Origin of the sequence: Mitsuaria sp. 7 (assembly GCF_001653795.1) — a bacterium.
Taxonomy (GTDB): Bacteria; Pseudomonadota; Gammaproteobacteria; order Burkholderiales; family Burkholderiaceae_C; genus Roseateles.
Map to the genome: position 1 here is coordinate 1,164,372 of NZ_CP011514.1, position 16,834 is coordinate 1,181,205.

The 16,834-nt window shown below is 69.0% G+C and carries 11 protein-coding genes; 5 read left to right on the top strand and 6 right to left on the bottom strand.

Annotated elements, in window-relative coordinates; genetic code table 11:
• Positions 1 to 30 precede the first annotated feature (30 nt).
• Together ABE85_RS28710 and ABE85_RS05150 are read right to left on the bottom strand one after the other, a co-directional pair.
• Positions 31 to 1,515 (bottom strand): chitosanase, encoded by a 1,485-nt coding sequence (locus ABE85_RS28710; protein WP_082938338.1) that lies wholly within the window; start codon positions 1,513 to 1,515, stop codon positions 31 to 33.
• 200 nt (positions 1,516 to 1,715) lie between these two features.
• On the bottom strand, positions 1,716 to 4,241 hold the full coding sequence (locus tag ABE85_RS05150; RefSeq protein WP_157521952.1) for a glycosyl hydrolase family 18 protein: 2,526 nt from the start codon (positions 4,239 to 4,241) through the stop codon (positions 1,716 to 1,718).
• A 536-nt stretch (positions 4,242 to 4,777) separates the two neighbouring features.
• Between ABE85_RS05150 and ABE85_RS05155 the strand changes: the two genes are divergently transcribed.
• The gene (locus ABE85_RS05155) at positions 4,778 to 6,970 is read left to right on the top strand and encodes a coagulation factor 5/8 type domain-containing protein (protein WP_067270750.1); all 2,193 of its coding nucleotides are present in this window, start codon (positions 4,778 to 4,780) and stop codon (positions 6,968 to 6,970) included.
• Between the two features lie 149 nt (positions 6,971 to 7,119).
• On the opposite strand, the gene ABE85_RS05160 is transcribed toward ABE85_RS05155, so the two are convergent.
• Positions 7,120 to 7,572 (bottom strand): MarR family winged helix-turn-helix transcriptional regulator, encoded by a 453-nt coding sequence (locus tag ABE85_RS05160; protein WP_231993233.1) that lies wholly within the window; start codon positions 7,570 to 7,572, stop codon positions 7,120 to 7,122.
• Positions 7,573 to 7,649: 77 nt separating this feature from the next.
• Between ABE85_RS05160 and ABE85_RS05165 the strand changes: the two genes are divergently transcribed.
• The gene (locus tag ABE85_RS05165) at positions 7,650 to 9,227 is read left to right on the top strand and encodes an FAD-dependent oxidoreductase (protein WP_067270757.1); all 1,578 of its coding nucleotides are present in this window, start codon (positions 7,650 to 7,652) and stop codon (positions 9,225 to 9,227) included.
• A 125-nt stretch (positions 9,228 to 9,352) separates the two neighbouring features.
• Here the strand turns inward: ABE85_RS05165 and ABE85_RS05170 are convergent, their stop codons facing one another.
• On the bottom strand, positions 9,353 to 11,443 hold the full coding sequence (locus ABE85_RS05170) for a TonB-dependent siderophore receptor (RefSeq protein WP_067270761.1): 2,091 nt from the start codon (positions 11,441 to 11,443) through the stop codon (positions 9,353 to 9,355).
• A 292-nt stretch (positions 11,444 to 11,735) separates the two neighbouring features.
• Here ABE85_RS05170 and ABE85_RS05175 point away from each other — a divergent pair, with 292 nt between their 5' ends.
• From ABE85_RS05175 to ABE85_RS05185, 3 genes are read left to right on the top strand one after another with little or no spacing between them, the layout of a single operon-like run.
• Complete coding sequence (locus ABE85_RS05175) at positions 11,736 to 12,434, top strand: YafY family protein (protein ID WP_067270764.1); 699 nt, start codon at positions 11,736 to 11,738, stop codon at positions 12,432 to 12,434.
• Between the two features lie 48 nt (positions 12,435 to 12,482).
• Positions 12,483 to 12,854 carry a VOC family protein gene (locus tag ABE85_RS05180; RefSeq protein WP_067270767.1) on the top strand — a complete coding sequence of 124 codons (372 nt, stop codon included), beginning with the start codon at positions 12,483 to 12,485 and terminating at the stop codon, positions 12,852 to 12,854.
• Positions 12,851 to 13,306, top strand: coding sequence for an EVE domain-containing protein (locus ABE85_RS05185; protein ID WP_067270769.1), 456 nt, complete (start codon positions 12,851 to 12,853; stop codon positions 13,304 to 13,306). Before ABE85_RS05180 ends, ABE85_RS05185 begins: the two co-directional genes overlap by 4 nt.
• Positions 13,307 to 13,363: 57 nt before the next feature.
• Here the strand turns inward: ABE85_RS05185 and ABE85_RS26790 are convergent, their stop codons facing one another.
• Together ABE85_RS26790 and ABE85_RS05195 are read right to left on the bottom strand one after the other, a co-directional pair.
• Positions 13,364 to 13,987, bottom strand: coding sequence for a DUF4157 domain-containing protein (locus ABE85_RS26790; RefSeq protein WP_197507204.1), 624 nt, complete (start codon positions 13,985 to 13,987; stop codon positions 13,364 to 13,366).
• Between the two features lie 101 nt (positions 13,988 to 14,088).
• Positions 14,089 to 16,833 (bottom strand): putative Ig domain-containing protein, encoded by a 2,745-nt coding sequence (locus ABE85_RS05195; protein ID WP_067270772.1) that lies wholly within the window; start codon positions 16,831 to 16,833, stop codon positions 14,089 to 14,091.
• Between the last annotated feature and the right edge of the window lies 1 nt (position 16,834).

A 16,834-nucleotide genomic window follows, 5' to 3' on the forward strand; every position in this document is an offset into this window, starting at 1 on the left:
CGGCGTCCTTGGGGCGGTGTCAGGCCTCGATCACTTGATCGAGAAGCTGTCCCCGTACACCTTCCAGTTCAGCGGCGTCTTCAGGTCCAGGTTCCCCGCCTTGAGCCACACGCGCTGCGCGGTCTCCACGCGGGTCACGTCGCTGTGCGCCTCTTCGGTCTTCATCGCGGCCATGCGGGCGTCGAGGAAGGCGTTGAGGTAGGCGACTTCATTGCCGCCCTGCGCCGGCGTCTTGGCTTTCGCCATCGCCGCCTTGCGGATGCCGCCGAAGCTCACGCCGCTGTTGCCCGGGCCGTGCATCACGATCGCGTCGTAGTAGATGAACTGGCCCAGCGCCTTCAGCCCGTCGTTCTTGGCCTGCTGCACCGAGGGGTTGAAGTAGACGCGGTCGCGCTCGTGGTCCTGCGCCTGCTGGAACAGCGTGTCGCTCGCGGCCGTCTTCCAGTCGCCCTGGAAGTTGGGATCGAGGCCCGCATGCGAGTCGCTGCCGTTGACCGAGCGCAGCGCGTTCAGGTACTTCGCCAGCACGTTGTTCGGCTTGACCGAGTTGTAGTACTGCACCAGCTCCAGCATGTCGCCGGTGCCCGAACAGAACCCGATGATGCCGGCCGTGTAGCCGCGACCGTCGCGGATGTCCTGGATGTAGCGGTACTGCGCCTTCCAGTCCAGCGACGAGTTCTCCGCGCTGGAGACGATCTGCATCGCGATGTCCTTGACCTTGGGGTCGGACAGGCCGGCCGACGGCGCCGGAGCGGGCGCCGGAGCCGGTGCGGGAGCCGGCGCAGGAGCAGGAGCAGGTGAAGGCGCGGGCGCCGGCGAAGGGGCCGGTGCCGGCGACGGTGCGGGCGCGGGAGCGCCGACCGCCTTCAGCTTCCAGCGCTGGTTCGCGCCACCGGTGCAGTCCCACTGCTGGATCGCGCCGCCCGCGGCCGTCGAATGGTCCTTCACGTCGACGCACTTGCCGCTGTGGCGCGCCTTCAGCGTGTAGCCGTCGGCGGACGGCGCGACCAGGAAACGCTGGTTGTCGGTCGGCGCCGTCGCCCATTGCTGGATCAGCGCGCCGTTGCCGGTGGAGACGTCGGTCACGTCCAGCGACTTGCCGCTGGCCACGTTGACCAGGCGGTAGCTGCCGCCGGTGTCGGCGCGCAGCTCGAAGCGCTGCGAGGTCGACGTGCCGCAGCGGTTCTGCTGCGGCTTCGTGCCGTTGGCGCCGACGTTGCCGGCGATGTCCAGGCACAGGCCCGACTCGCCGGATTCGATGGTGTAGATGCCGGCCGCGACGGTGACCGCGCCGGCGGCGAGGGCGCGCGCGTCCGGCGCGTTCTCGCTGGCGGCGGCATCGGCGGCCGAGGCCGCCTCGGCGGCGGACTGGGCGAAAACGCTCTTGCCGGCGTCGTCACCGTCACCGCCGCCGCAGGCGGTCAGGCAGGCGCTGGCGACCGCGAGCAGCGCGGGCAGGGCCAGGACACTCGAAGCACGCGGTGGCCGCGGAGCGGCGGGGAAGCGATGGTTCATGGCGGAGGTTCCGGAAAGAGGGGGGAGGTGCCGGCAGGACCCGCCGCGTCACCGCGGGCTCGGCGCCCGGGTGCCGCGGACAGGTCTTGCCGGCGGGGGTGGCGCGCGTCGGTCGACGCGCGCCGGGTCGGGCGTACCGGATGGGCGCGCCCGGGGTGCGGATCGGACGACGCCCCGAGGGGCGCGTCATCCCCGCGGACTTACTTCCACTCGGAAGACTGCAGCAGCGGATCCGCCGTCAGGCCGAACGACGAACCGACCTTCTGGCCGACGGTGCCAGGTGTTGCCAGCGGCGCGGAGCCGCAGGTGCCGCCGCCCGTCTTGATGATGGCCCACAGCATCGCGCCGTCCCGCGCATTGCGGTTGGACGCGCTGCCGTTCAGCACCGCGGTCGTGTAGCGCTGCACCGAGTACGGCTGGTTGAGGTTGGCGCCGTACTGGCTCTTCAGGTTGCGCGAACCGGTGCACTGCGCGTCGGCGTCGTTGACCACCAGCAGACCGCCGGCCCAGCCTTCAGGCGACGGCTCCAGGCCGATGGACACGATGGTCTTGGCCGGGAACAGCGAGCGGTAGTCGTTGTACGCGGTCACGCCGTCGTAGTTCTCGAAGCGCGCGTCGTAGCTCATCACGTTGACCATGTCGAGCATGTTGGCCACGGCCGGGAACTTGCGCACCACCGCGCGCTCGCGTCCGGCGTTGCCGCCCCAGAACGACAGCCGGCCCGAGCAGCTCGGATCGGCCGAGGTCGCCGAGGTGCAGTCCGCGCCCGTCGACCAGCCGGCCAGCGTCAGCACGCGACCGTTGCCGGCGATGTCCACCGCGCGGCGCAGCGCCTTGATGACGTTGGCGTAGCGGTCGACGTCGCCGTCGGTCTCGTAGTCCACGTCCAGGCCGTCGAAGCCCAGCTCCGACTGGATCTTCGCCAGCGCGTTGATGGTCGGTCCGTTGCCGGCCGCGCCTTCCGCGGCCAGCGTGCCCCAGTTGTTGTAGGTCGCGCCGCCGACGGCCAGGATGACCTTCTGGTTGCGCTGGTGCAGCACGTCGATCGCGGCCTTGATGTCACGCGGCGTCGCGTTGAAGTTGATGCCGGTGCCCGAGAAGGTGTTGGCCGACAGCCCCGCCCACGAGAAGGCCGGATCCGCGAAGGACACCATCACGTGGGTGTAGGTGGCCGGCGTGCGCGCGAACTTGCTGGCCTTGTAGACGTCGTTGGCGGATTTGCCGGTGGCGTCGAACCAGTTGTCGCTCCAGGTCGGGTAGTAGCCGACGTAGACGCGGCGCGTCTGCACGGCCTTCAGCGCTTCGGGCAGCGTCAGCGCGCCGCCGGGCGAAGGCGCCGGCGCGGGGCTGGGCGACGGCGCAGGCGAGGGTGACGGAGCCGGGGACGGTGCGGGAGAAGGCGAGGGAGCCGGCGACGGCGCCGGTGTCGGAGCGGGCGCAGGCGCCGGCGAGCCGCCGCAGCTCGCCGAGGTCGGCGTCCACAGCGACGGCGTCGAGGCCGGGTTCCAGCCGGTGCCGACCCACGCGGTGTGGGTCACCAGCGCCTTGTAGGTCTTGCCTTGATAGCTGACCACCTGGCCGGCGGTGAAGGTCTTGCCTTCGGCCCAGGCCACGCAGGTGCCGGGGTTCGGCGCGGGAGCGGGCGATGGGCTAGGCGCGGGGCTCGGGCTCGGAGCCGGCGTGGGGGAGGGGGCAGGAGCCGGCGGCTGCGGGGCCGGCGGCGGAGTGGGCGTGCCGCTCTTCGCCGCGGCGAAGGCCTGCCAGTATTCGTAGTCGCGCGTGTTGGCGCGGCTGTATTCACCCAGGGCGCCGTTGCCCACGCGGTCGCGCTGCGCGGCCCAGTAGGACAGCAGGCCCACGCCCTTCTGCCTGGCGAAGTTGGCCACCGTCACCGCATCCGCCGGGGTGAAGGTCTCGGACGCCACGTCGTTCTGGCCGATCATCGGCGTGATGCCGATCATGGCCCACAGCTGCGCGTCGGTCTTGGCCGGATACAGCGACTTCAGCTGCGCCACGGTCTGCGTGGCGGCGGAGATGGCCAGGTCGCCCATCTTCTTGCCGCCGCTGTAGTAGCTGCCGTAGTCCATCGTCATCAGGTTGACGATGCTGATCTTCACGCCCGACTGCGACGCGCCGCGCAGCAGCTCGACCGCTTCGCGCTGCAGGCCGCCGGTGTCGTTGGCGTTGACGTAGGGCACCACCGGCAGCGTGAACGAGGTGTACAGGTCCGGATAGATCGATTGCAACTGCAGGATCGCGGCGTTGCGCACGCCGTTCAGGCGCGTGTCGCCGAGCTGGCCGCCTTCGATGTCCCAGTCGATGGAGCGCGTGCCGTTGGCGTCGATCAGGCGGCGCAGCTGCGCGACCAGGTCGTTCACCGAGCAGGTCGATTCCAGGTAGGTGCCGTTGGCGCCGCCGAAGGACAGGATCACCCGGCCGCCGGCCTTGATGTAGGCCTTGATGTCGGCCTGGAAGCTGGGGTTGCTGACGGTCGTTTCCAGACCGCCGCCCACCGTGCAGCCGCCGCCCGACACGCCGAAGGCCAGCGTCACCGCGTCGATGCCGGCCTTGGACTTGGCTTCGCTCAGCGTCTTGATGCCGTAGGACCCGCTACCGAATCCCCAGGTGAAGAAGTAGGGCGCGACGATCGTGCCCGCCTGGGCCTGCGATCCCGCGGCCAGCAGCGCGGCGGCCAGCGCCACCGCCTTGATTTGTCCAGTACGCATGTGAAATCACTCCTGCTGTCCTCGCACCGGTGGGCGTGCGGGCTTGTTGTTCGCGATAAAACCACCATGAAACCAGTGGCGGAATGTAGGAACAGCAGGAGCCGGGTGCTGTGACAAGCAGTATGCGAAGGCGGTATCGAACTGTGTCTGATACTGCAAAACATCGCCAGCCGTCAGCGCTGATGTCAGACCTGAGGCTCGAATATGGGACGGCGGCACCTGAGCGGTGCATTCACGCCGACGAGCGGCGGAAGCCATTGATGTGTAAGGGATTGAAGACCATCCGACGAACGGCGGATCAGGCCGATTCTCGTGTGGCGGATCTTCCTACCTCTTTAGGGCGGAGAATTGACAGGTTTGAAAACATTTGTTCCGGGCCGGTCTGTCATGAGCGGGGGAATGAGAGGGGGAGGAAAGGGGAAATCGGGTGGGAATGGGGTATTCCCGACCGTCGAGCGGAAACAGCCGGACACGGTCGGAGTATTCAACTGGTATTTCTTCTTCCTAGACTCGCGCCACTTTCAGGAGGATTCGTCATGGCATGGAATCAGGAACGGGCGTGGCCCGTGCACGCGCTGGTCGCGGCGGGCTGGATCGCCGCGCTGACGCTGTCGGCGCAGGACGCCGACGCGGCCACGCTGCGCGCGGTGGCCAACAACAACTTCGTGAGCGCGACGGCGACCGGCACGTCCTACCTCACCGCGACGGCGGGCGCGGCGCAGAGCTGGGAGCAGTTCGACGTCGTCAACAACGGCAACGGCACGGTGTCCTTCCGGGCGCGCATCAGCGGGAACTTCGTCTCCGCCGACCTCAACCTGACGCAGCCCAACACCGGCCGCCTGATCGCCAACCGGCGCACCGCCGACGCATGGGAGCAGTTCACCGTGGTGCCGCAGTCCAACGGGACGGTGGCGCTGCGCTCGGCGGCCAACGGGCAGTACGTCTCCGCCGACCTGAACCTCGGCGGCGTGCTCGTGGCCAACCGCAACGCGGTCCAGGCCTGGGAGCAGTTCGTCATCGCCGACCAGCCGACGACACCGCCGCCGACCAATCCGCCGCCGACGACCGGCACGCCGCCGGACTTCGGGTCCAGCGTGCACATCGTCAGCCCGACCACGCCCAACCTGCAGGGCGTGATCGACGGCATCTACAACGCGCAGCAGCCCAATCACTTCGGTCCGCGCCGTGACGCCATCCTGCTGACGCCGGGCACCTACAACAACCTGCGCATCCCGGTGGGCTTCTACACGCAGGTGCTGGGCCTGGGCAGCCATCCGGACCAGGTCCACGTCAACGGCGACCTGCGCTCCAACGCCTTCCTGGGCGGCGACAACGCGACGCAGAATTTCTGGCGCGGGGCGGAGAACTTCTCGGTCACGCCGAGCCTGGGCATCGGCAACAACACGATGCAGTGGGCGGTCTCGCAGGCGATCCCGTTCCGGCGCATGCATGTGCGCGGCAACATCAAGCTCAACCAGAACGGCGGCTGGTCCAGCGGCGGCTGGTTCTCCGACGTGCTGGTGGACGGGCAGGTCAACTCCGCCAGCCAGCAGCAATGGATCTCGCGCAACAGCCAGTGGGGCAGCTGGACGGGCTCCAACTGGAACATGGTGTTCGTCGGCGTGCCCAACGCGCCGGCGGGGAGCTTCCCGACCGCGGGCCAGCGCTACACCAAGATCGCGCAGACGCCGGTGATCCGGGAGAAGCCGTTCCTCTTCATCGACACCGACGGCAGCTACGCCGTGCGCGTGCCCGCGCTGCGCCAGAACAGCAGCGGCATCTCCTGGAACAACGGCGGCGCGACGCCGGGTCGCACGGTGCCCATCGGGCAGTTCTACATCGCCAAGCCGGGCGACACCGCCGCCGCGATCAACACGCAGCTGGCGGCCGGCAGGCACCTGCTGTTCACACCTGGCACCTACGTGCTGACGCAGCCGCTGCGGGTCAACAACCCGGACACGGTGGTGCTGGGCATCGGCTTCCCGACGCTGCGCTCGGACAACGGCCAGCCGCTGATGCAGACGGCGGACGTGGACGGCCTGACGATTTCAGGCCTGTTCTTCGACGCGGGCGCGACGGAGTCCGGCGTGCTGCTGGAGGTCGGCCCGAACGGCGCCGCCGCCAACCACGCGGCCAATCCGACGGTGCTGCACGACCTGTTCTTCCGCATCGGCGGCGCGGCCGCGGGCAAGGTCCGCATTGCGCTGAGCGTGAACGCGAACAACACCATCGTCGATCACACCTGGCTCTGGCGCGCCGACCACGGCGCCGGCGTGGGCTGGACGCAGAACCCGTCGGAGAACGGCCTCTGGGTCAACGGCAACGACGTGACCATGTACGGGCTGTTCGTCGAGCACTTCCAGAAGCATCAGGTGGTCTGGAACGGCAACGGCGGCCGGGTGTACTTCTATCAATCGGAGATCCCGTACGACCCGCAGAGCCAGGCCGGCTGGAACAGCCCGACGGGCCGCGGCTGGGCCTCGTACAAGGTGGCCGACAACGTCACCAGCCATGAGGCCTGGGGCCTGGGCGTCTACAGCGTGTTCACCAACGGCGGCATCCTGCTGGACCGCGCGATCGAGGCGCCGGTCAACGGCAACGTGCGCTTCCACAACATGATCTCGGTCTGCCTGGGCAACAACGGCGGGATCGTGCACGTGATCAACAACACCGGCGCGCAGACCGGCTGCAACGCGTCGTTCACGCCGACGGTGACGAACTTTCCCTGAGCCACCCTGAAGAACCGCCTGGGCCTTGCCTGCTCCCTCTCCCGCTTGCGGGAGAGGGTGGGGGGTGAGGGCCAGCGGCCTCGGCAGTCAACGATCGCCGACAGACGCCCGCAGGATGCGAGTCCTGCGGGCGTCTTGCGTTCCGGGCTTCAGCGCGACTCGGTCGCGCCCTCCAGCGCGTCGACGAACTTCGTCATCAGATGCACGAGGTCGTCGAGCTCCTCCTTGCTCCACTCGCCGAAGATCTCCCGGCCCATGCGCTGGCGCGCCGTGTCGATGCGATCGGTCATGGCCTGACCCTCGGCCGTGACGACGGCCTCGCGCACGCGGCTGTCCTGCGCGCTCTTCTGGCGGCTGACCAGGTTCAAGGACTCCAGCTTCGCCACCTGGCGGCTCACCGTCGTGTAGTCGCGCCCCACGCGCTCGGACAGGTCGACCACGCCGATCGGGCCCAGACGCTCGATGCCCACGAGCAGCGGGAACAGCGCCCGGTCCAGCAGCACGCCCGCTTCCTCGATCAGACGCTCGTCGTTGCGCGGGCGGTTCATCACGCTCGCGATGCGGATCAGCGCGCCGTGCAGCGCCTTCAGTTGGGTCGACATATGTGCATCTTGCACATTCTTTCGAGCCGGCATACCATCCCTTCAGTTATGTGCAAACTACACTCAATTGGAGCGACATGAACGAATCCATCCTCCCTGGCGCCTTGCCCGGCACCTTGCCTGACACCACCCAGGTCCTCATCGTCGGCGCCGGCGCGGCGGGCCTGACGCTCGCCATCGACCTCGCCCGTCGGGGTGTCGATTTTCAACTGATCGAGCAGGCATCCCAGCCTTTCCACGGTTCGCGCGGCAAAGGCATCCAGCCGCGCACGCAGGAGGTGCTGGAAGACCTCGGCCTGCTGGAGCGGCTGGTGGCGACCGGTGGGCCATATCCGCCGCAGCGTCACCATGCGGCGGACGGCAGTGTCACCGAGACGGCCTTCGAGACCTCGCCGCCGACGTCGGCCGAGCCGCATCAGATGGCGCTCATGGTGCCGCAGTTCCTCACCGAGGCGGCGATGCGCGAGCGGCTGGCGGAACTCGGCCATGCGCCGCGCTATGGATGCGCGCTGGTGGACTTCGAGCAGGACGAGGAGGGCGTCACCGCACGGGTGGCCGTCGGAGCCGACGGGAACGGCGGGGCCGTCCGCCAGAAGCGGATCCGCGCGCGCTACCTCGTCGGCGCCGATGGCGGTCGGAGCGACGTGCGCAAGCAGCTGGGCATCGAGTTCCCGGGCAAGACGCTCGGCGTGCGCGCCGTGGTGGCGGACGTGACCCTGACCGGATTGCCGCGCGATGCGTGGCACCAGTTCAACGACGGATCGATGGCGCGGCAGCTCGCGCTCTGTCCGCTGGCGGGGACGGCGCTGTTCCAGCTGCAGGCGCCGGTGCCGCTGGAGGGCGAGGTCGACCTCGGCGTCGACGGGCTCAACGCGATGGTGAAGGACCGCTCGGGCCGCGACGACATCCGCATCGAGGCCGTGTATTGGGCCTCCGCCTACAACATGAACGCGCGTCTGGCCGATCGCTATCGGGTGGGTCGGGTGTTCCTCGTCGGCGACGCCGCGCACATCCATCCGCCGACGGGCGGGCAGGGCCTCAACACCAGCGTCCAGGATGCCTACAACCTGGGCTGGAAGCTGGGCGCCGTGCTGCGCGGCGCGCCGGATGCGCTGCTCGACACGTATGAGGAAGAGCGCCGGCCGGTCGCCGAGGGCGTGCTGAAGCTGTCGTCCCGTCTGCTCGACGCAGCCAAGCGCGGAGACAACCGGCGTGGTCGCGACGTGCACCAGCTCGACATCGGGTATCCGGACTCCTCGCTCGCGCTGGAAGCGCCGGCGCGTGAGCGCGGCCTGCTGGCCGGCGACCGCGCACCCGATGCGCGCCTGCGTGGCGCAGCGGGGCAGGGCTCGCGGTTGTTCGAGCTGTTCAGGGGGCCGCAGTGGACGCTGCTGGCGTACGGGACGTCACGGACGGCGTTGAACTCGCTCGGCCTCGTGCCGGCGAGAGCCGGCCTGCGCATCCACGCGATCGGCGAGGCCGGCGATGGCGGCGACTACGTCGATGAGCACGGCGATCTCCGTAACGCCTACGCGCCGCAAGTCGGCGACTGGATCCTGGTGCGGCCGGATGGCTACGTCGCCGCGATCGTGGGGGAGGGGGCGCTCGATGCGCTGGAGCGGTTCATGGCTGCTTGCGGTCTGCAGCGCCCCTGAGTCGGGCCAGGGGCAAGCCGAAGGAGAGGGCTGAACGGCTGGCAAAAAAAGACCCGAGCCTCGGCCCGGGTCATGAATTGCAGGAGCTTCAGGAACCTCTCAGACGCGCGTCGAGCGCGCGTCGATCAGAGCTTGTAGTCCAGCGACACGCCGTAGTTGCGCGGTGCGCCGTAGATGGCGCCGTAGGCCAGGCCGCCGATGTACTTCTTGTCGAAGAGGTTGTTGACGTTGGCACGCAGCGTGGCGGCCTTGGACAGCTCGTAGGACGCGAAGGCGTTGGCCACGACGTAGGCGCCTTGCGTGGCGCTGCCGATCTTGCTCACCGCGGACTGCCAGCGGCCGCCCAGGCCGACACGCAGCGCCGGCAGCATAGTCACGCGGGTGTCCGCGCGGAAGTTCACCGTGTGGCGCGGCACCCATTCGTAGATGTCGTTGCCGTCCGGGCCGGTCAGGATCAGTCGGGTGTAGCCCAGGGTGAGCTTGGTGTCCTTGCCGACGCGTCCGGTGGCTTCCACTTCCCAGCCTTTGGACTTCACGTCCTTGGGCTCGTACCAGCTCTGTCCGTTGTTGGCGCCGCCGACGAACGTGCCGCCGAAGGTCGCGAGCCCCTCCTGCTTGGCCGTGAACACCGCCGCCGTCGTCAGCAGGGCCTTGTCCAGCCATTCCGCCTTGACGCCGGCCTCGGCGTTGACGCCCTTCATCGGCGCGAGCTGGTCGCCGCGGATGTCCGACTGCTCCTGCGCCTGGAAGATGTCCGAATAGGACACGTAGGTCATCAGGTCCGGCGTGATGTCGTAGGTGACGCCGACGTAGGGGCTGACCTTCTGCGTCTTCGGGTCCAGCAGCTGTCCGCTGCTGCCGTAGCGCGAGCCCCCCTCGCGGACGAGACGCGCGGCGTTCACGCCGAGCACCGTCTTCAGCGCGTCGGTCAGCGACAGGCGCGTCGCGCCGTAGAGGCGGGTCAGCGTCTGCCCGCCGCTGGTGGCCGGGGCGCGGGCGCCCCAGGCGGGTTCCGGGTACACGTCGCCGCCGTAGGGGAAGGCGGGCAGCGGCAGGAAGTTGTTGCTGAGCGCCGTGTAGGTGTCGGTCTCGTTCGTGGACTTGGAGCGGCTGGCGCCGAACTGCACCGTGTGCGCGCGGCCGAAGGCGTTGAACTGGCCCGTGACGTTGCCGTCCAGGATGCGGTCGTCCGTGCTGCCCTGGCTGCGATACGGCCAGCCGATCAGGCCGGTGTCGTCGGCGTTCAGCACGCCGGTCTGCGAGTAGGCATACAGCAGCCGCGTCGCCTCGTTGCTGTGGCGGTAGTTGTAGGTGAGCTTGGCTTCCCAGTCCTTGCCCAGCTGATGCGTGTACTCGGCGAAGGCGTTGTAGGACTTGGTGTTCCAGTAGGTCCACTTCTGCGAGGTCGACGAGCCCACCGGGAACTCCGCCTGCGAGCCGTCCGAGCGCAGCAGCGTCAGCGAGCCCCACATCGGCGAGTCCTGCTTCGCGTCCACGGCGGTGATGCCCACGGTCAGCACGCCGTTCGTGCCGATCTGGCCGTCGACGACGCCGTAGACCGAGGTGCGCTTGTCCTTGAGGTCGCGCAGGTAGGAATCCTTGTCCTCGGTCGCCACGACGAAGCGGCCGGCCCACGAGCCGTCTTCCGTCAGCACCTTGTTGTAGTCCAGCGCCGCGCGCTTCTTGCCGTAGGAGCCGAAGCTGACGTTGAACTCGCCGCTGTCCTCGTTCTTCGGGCGCTTGCGGATGTAGTTGATCGTGCCCGAGGAGTTGCCCACGCCGGTCAGCAGGCCGTTGGCGCCGCGGATCAGCTCGATGCGCTCGAACAGGAAGGTGTCCTCCTTGCCGACCACCGTGCCCCAGGAGTTCGTCATCCCCAGGCCGTCGACCTGGGTCAGCTGGATCTCGAAGCCGCGGGCGTTGAAGGTCGCCCGGTTGGTCTCGTACTGCTCGACGTTGATGCCGGTGGCCAGCGCCAGCGCGTCGTTGCTGCCGGTCACGCCGAAGTTGGCCATGTCTTCCTGGTCGATCGAGCTGATCGTCTGCGGCGTGTCCTTGATGTCCATCGGCAGGCCGGTCGCGCCCTTGGAGACGCGGTTCGCGCGCTTGCCGGTCACGACGATCTTGTCGAGCGTCGCGTCCTGGGCGTAGGCCAGGTCGCCGATCGCGAGGGACGCCGCCAGGGCGCACGCGGTCATCAGGAATTGCTGCTTCATCGAGGTGTCCGGAAGAGGTAGGAGGTGACTTTCGGCCGGGACTCTAACGCAGGTGAGAGTGATTCGCATTAAGAGAAATGACAAAAACGAGTCACGTCGTATCGCGCGTGGTAGCGATACCACGGTGCCGCCGTGGGCGCGGCCCAAGCGGCGGGCTGGACTTGGGGCAGGTCTTGAACAGGTCTTGAATCGGAGCCACGCGTGAGCGCGTGGGGCCAGGTCTTGCTCAACTGCAAGTGGCGCGAAAGCACCTATCCTCCCGCCAATCTCCCCGACCCCCTGGAGGACTGAGTTGTCCCGTTCCGCCCGCCTGCTCGACCTGATCCAGACCTTGCGCCGCCACCGTCGCCCCGTCACCGGCGAGGCACTCGCGACCGCGTTGGACATCAGCCTGCGCACGCTCTACCGCGACATCGCGACCCTGCAATCGCAAGGCGCGCGCATCGACGGCGCGCCCGGCCTGGGTTATGTGCTGCGCGAAGGTTTCGTCCTGCCGCCGCTGATGTTCTCCGTCGACGAGGTCGAGGCGCTCGTGCTCGGCTCGCGCTGGGTGGCGGGTCGCAACGATGCGCGATTGAGCATCGCGGCGCGCGACGCGTTGGCCAAGATCGCGGCCGTGCTGCCGCCGGCCATGCGCCATGAGTTGGACAACACCTCGCTGCTCCCCGGTCCCTCGGATCCGCCGGACGTCGACCGCGACGTCCTGTCGCTGATCCGCCGCGCGATACGCCACGAGCACAAGCTGCGCATCGCCTATCGCGACCTCAAGGGCAAGGACAGCGAGCGCACGGTCTGGCCCTTCGCGCTGGGCTATTTCGACCGGGTGCAGGTGCTCGTGGCCTGGTGTGAGCTGCGCGAGGAGATCCGCAGCTTCCGCACCGATCGCGTCACCGATCCCCTGCTGATCGAAGAGCGTTATCCCGAGCGCAAGGCCGCCTTGCTGAAGGCCTGGCGGGAACGCGAGGGCATCGCTGCTGCTGACGGAAATTGACAGACCGGGTTCCTAGCATCCGCTGCATCAACCAGCCAGGAACCTGTCATGAGCCATCCCAATTTCATCCTCCTGTACGTCGCCAGCCCGGCCGAGAGCAGCGCGTTCTACACGCGCCTGCTCGGCAAGCCGCCCGTCGAGAACTCGCCCACCTTCGCGATGTTCGCGTTGGACTCCGGCGTGATGCTGGGCCTGTGGGCCTCGGCGGGCGTCGAGCCCGCGGCCACTCCCGCAGGCGGCAGCGAACTGGCCTTCGCGGTCCAGGACGCGGCCGCGGTCGACGCGCAATTCGAAGCATGGAAGACCTTCGGGCTTCCCATCCTGCAGACGCCGACTGAGATGGACTTCGGCTACACCTTCACGGCGACCGATCCCGATGGACACCGCCTGCGCGTGTTCTCGCCGGGAGCGCGGGGATGAGCGCGCTGTTCGACGAGGCAGTCGTCCGGCAGCCGCGCTCGTGGATCGCCGTCGCTTCGGCGGAGCACGTCCGCCGCGGCCGGGCCGAGGGCTTCATGCAGGTCTGCCACGGCAAGGTCGCGCCGCTGCGCCGGGTGCGGCCGGGCGACCGGGTGGCCTACTACTCGCCTGCCACGCAGATGGGCGGCAAGGACCGTCTCCAATGCTTCACCGCGCTCGGCACGGTGCGCGACGGCGACGCCTACGAGGTCGACATGGGCGGCGGCTTCCGCCCGTTCCGGCGCGATGTCGATTGGCAGGCGTCCGTCCGCGAGGCGCCGATCCAGCCGCTGCTGGATCGCCTCGCGTTCACGGCCGGGAAGTCGAACTGGGGCTACGCCTTCCGCTTCGGACTGATCGAGATCGACGCTGACGACATGGGCCTGATCGCCGCCGAGATGGCGGCGAGGTGAGCACCGGACTGACGACGGTGGGGAGCCTCGCCGAGTCCCTGAGGAGCCCGGCTTCCCTCAACCGTCGCGCCCGATGCTCAGCGCCTGGTCGCCCATCCGGTCCGCCTCCGACTCCAGCCCGACGTCGTCGTTGATGTCGACGCCCTGCATCTGCATCGTCGGCTGCACGCGCCCCTCGCGCTGCTGCACGACGTGCCAGGCCTCATGCGGGAGGTGCTGCTCCTGACCCGGGCCGAGGTGGATGTCGTTCCCCTGCGCGTAGGCGAGCGCATTCAGCTGCGCCGGCTGCGAGGAGTTCCGATGCACCCGCACGTCCGACAGGTCCGCGCCGGACAGCGACTCCAGTCCCGACTTCAGGCCGTCCGGCATGCCCGTCCGGTTCTCCTGACGCTGCACCGGCGCGGCCTTGGCCTGCGCGGTGCCGAGCTCGTCCTCATCGAGCTCGTCGGTCGCGCGCTGCGCCACCTTCGCCTGTGCCGTGCCCAGTTCCTCCTCATCGAGCCCGGTCTCGCGCTGGGCGACCGGACCGAAGGCTGCATCCATGCGCCGTCGCTGCGCCAGCTGCCGCGGCGATCCGTCCAGCATCGCGGAGAGCTCGCCGCCCTCCTGCTCGCGCCGCTGCAGGGGCGAGGCCGCCGGCGCGTGTTCGAACGCGCCGCTGTCGTTGGTCGAGTCCTTCATCAGATGCTCCTTTCGTGATGGGTCTGCGCGTGGACCTCGTCTGTACTGCACATGTACTGCACATGTACTGCGTTTGTCCTGCGCGCGTCTTCCGGCGGCGCTCAGGGCGCTTCCACCCGGGGCTTGAAGGTGACGATCAGGCCGCCCACGATCAGCACGATCATGATCACGACCAGCAAGGTGTTGCCCGTCCTCAACTGCTCCAGCACCGGGTCGCAGGAGAAGATCGCGCTGGCCACCGCCAGCGTGATCAAGGCCCCGGCCCACAGCACCACCAGGATCACGTGGCCCATCCGCCGCACCCGGCAGTTCCAGCCGTACAGCAGCATCGTCGTGCCCACGATCAGCAGCAGCGCCTCCAGCGCCAGCCGCAGCGGCATGCGCATCGGACACACGATCTTGCAGAAGCGCGTGTCCTGGTCGAGGAAGGACCAGAAGCGGTCGTCGAGCTTGCCGAGCACGCTCTCGCCCGCGCCGATGCTGGCCACCGGCACCGGCCAGAACGCCACGCCGCCGAAGGACCAGCCGACGTAGACGAGGTCCCGGTCCAGCGCGTCGAGCGAGGCCGGCGGCAGGTCCAGCTTCTTGCCGCCCGGATACACCAGCACCGGCATGATGCTGCCCACCACCGCCATGCGGTCGGTGCCCGTGAGCTCGTCGTTGAAGTCGGTGCGGTTGCGCAGCTGCATCTTGTTGACGTCCGTCGCCAGTCCCAGCGGCGTCAGGAAGCGCACCGTGACGTCGGTCGTGCCGACGTAGTCCGGCGTGGACTTGTACGAGCCCGTCGCCGCGCCGCGCTCCTTGTGGTCGCCCAGGTCGGCCGTCCCGCGCTGGTGCTCCGCGCTCTTCATGATCGCCAGCAGGTTCCTGAACCGGAACGCCGTCGCAGTCTCCCCCACCAGGTGCTGCGGAATCACGAGGTTGAGGTTGAAGGCCCGCGACGGGCGCTTCTGCATCACCGCCACGAGGCGCTGCACGTACTCGAGGTAGAAGCGCTCGAACTCCGGCGCGGCCGCCTCGCGGTCGGTCGGCTCGAAGAAGACCGTCATGCCGCCGTAGACGTAGGCCGCCTCGCGCCAGCCCGGCGGCAGCAGCATCTCGAGGTCGCCCTGCAGGTCGCGGTGGCGCAGGTCCAGCAGCTCGCCGAGCCTGGCCTCGGTGGCCTGGAACATGCGCTCGCGCGCTTCGCCCTCCAGTCGCATCAGCACGTGGAAGTCGCGCCGGTACAGCACCAGGTCGAGTCCGACGCCGTGCTGGTCCACGCGCCGCGCGAAGCCGCCGCCGGGGCTCTCGTAGCCGGTCGGCAGCAGGTACTCCCCGTTGCTGCGCAGCAGCGCGCCCATGTACTGCATGCGCGTGAACTTGTCGAAACGCACCGGGATGGGCGCGTCGCCCTCGCCGTGCATCCAGTAGGGCAGGAAGGCGTAGACGTCGTTCTCGATGGCGGGCAGGCTGCAGCCGCAGCCGTCCGCCGTGAGATTCAGCGCCTTGGCCTGCGAGACCGGATGCTCCTCGCCCGCGGCATCGGTGATCTCCTCGCGCAGCGTCGCCGGCATCAGCATGTCGAGGAAGACGTTCACCGGCAGCGTGCCGGGCGGCAGCTTCGCCGACCCCGACCCCTTGTCCTGGACCGGCGTCGGCGCCGCGGCGTGGCCGGGGATAGGCGCGCGGTCCCGGACGGCGAGGTCGTCCATGCGCGGGCAACGCTCGATCGCGGCCTTGTTCTGCTCGAGGGCGACCTCGTTGACATGCCGCAGGAAGTAGACGCATTGCCGCGCCCGCAGCGAGTCCTGGAACACCGCGCGCGTCGGATGCTCCACGTCCTTCAGCGGCATCAGCATCTCGCGCAGCTGGTCCAGCGTCGGCCCCATCACCGGCGGCTTCACCGCGAGCGCCTTCGGGCCCGGCGTTTCGCCTTCCGCCGCCGCTTCGCCCGCCGCGGCCGCCGTCATCAACGACTCGCCCGCGGAGGCCTCCGCGTTCTTGAAGATCGCGTCGAGCTTCTCCTGCGTCAGCACGTAGGTCATCGGCGGCGGCGGGTCGTCGGGCACCGTGAAGGAGGTCTGGTCCTCGGTGATGGTCTTCAGCGCATCCGGCTTGCGGGCCTTGGCCGACGTGGGGGAGCGGCCCGTCGGGACCGACGCCGCCACGGCGGGTGCCGCGGCCGCGACGGGCTTGGGATCGATGACGCGGATCTCGTACAGCGCCTGTTCGAGGTTCCTCGTCCGCGACGCGTCGGTCGCGGTGAGCAGGAAGCGGAAGCTGCCCGTCTTCGTCGGCGTGCCGGCGAGCGCGCCATCCTCCTCGACGAACATGCCTGGCGGCAGCGCGCCGTCGATGGTGATGCGGTAGGGCGGCTTGCCGCCGCGCACGAGATCACGCGCCTTGTACGGACGGTCGAGCCGGCCAGTGGGCAGCGGGATCGTCTGGTAGACCAGCCACATCGGATCGCGACCGGCAGCCGAAGCCGCCGACGCCGCCGACGCGGACGACATGGTCGCAGGCAAGGCGGCCGATGCGATCGGTTCTTCGGGCCGCGGCGGCAGGGCGCGCGGCGTCGCCACGTAGATCGTCGCGTCGGAGGCGGCGGATGCAGCGACAGACGCGGAAGCCGAGGCCGCCGTCGGCTTCGATGCAGGCGCAGATGCCGGCGGTCGCGACGGCGACTGGGCGCCTGCGTGCAGCACCAGCAGCGCCGCGGCGAGCAGCGTGCCGCCGACGAACCAGCGCACGCGGGCGCAGTGGCGGCATGGCGTGTTCGTCCGGTCGGACCCGGGCGCGTCATCGGCCCATTCGTCGACGGATCCCCGCCGACGCAGCGATTGGAAGAAGGAGCGTGTTCCCATG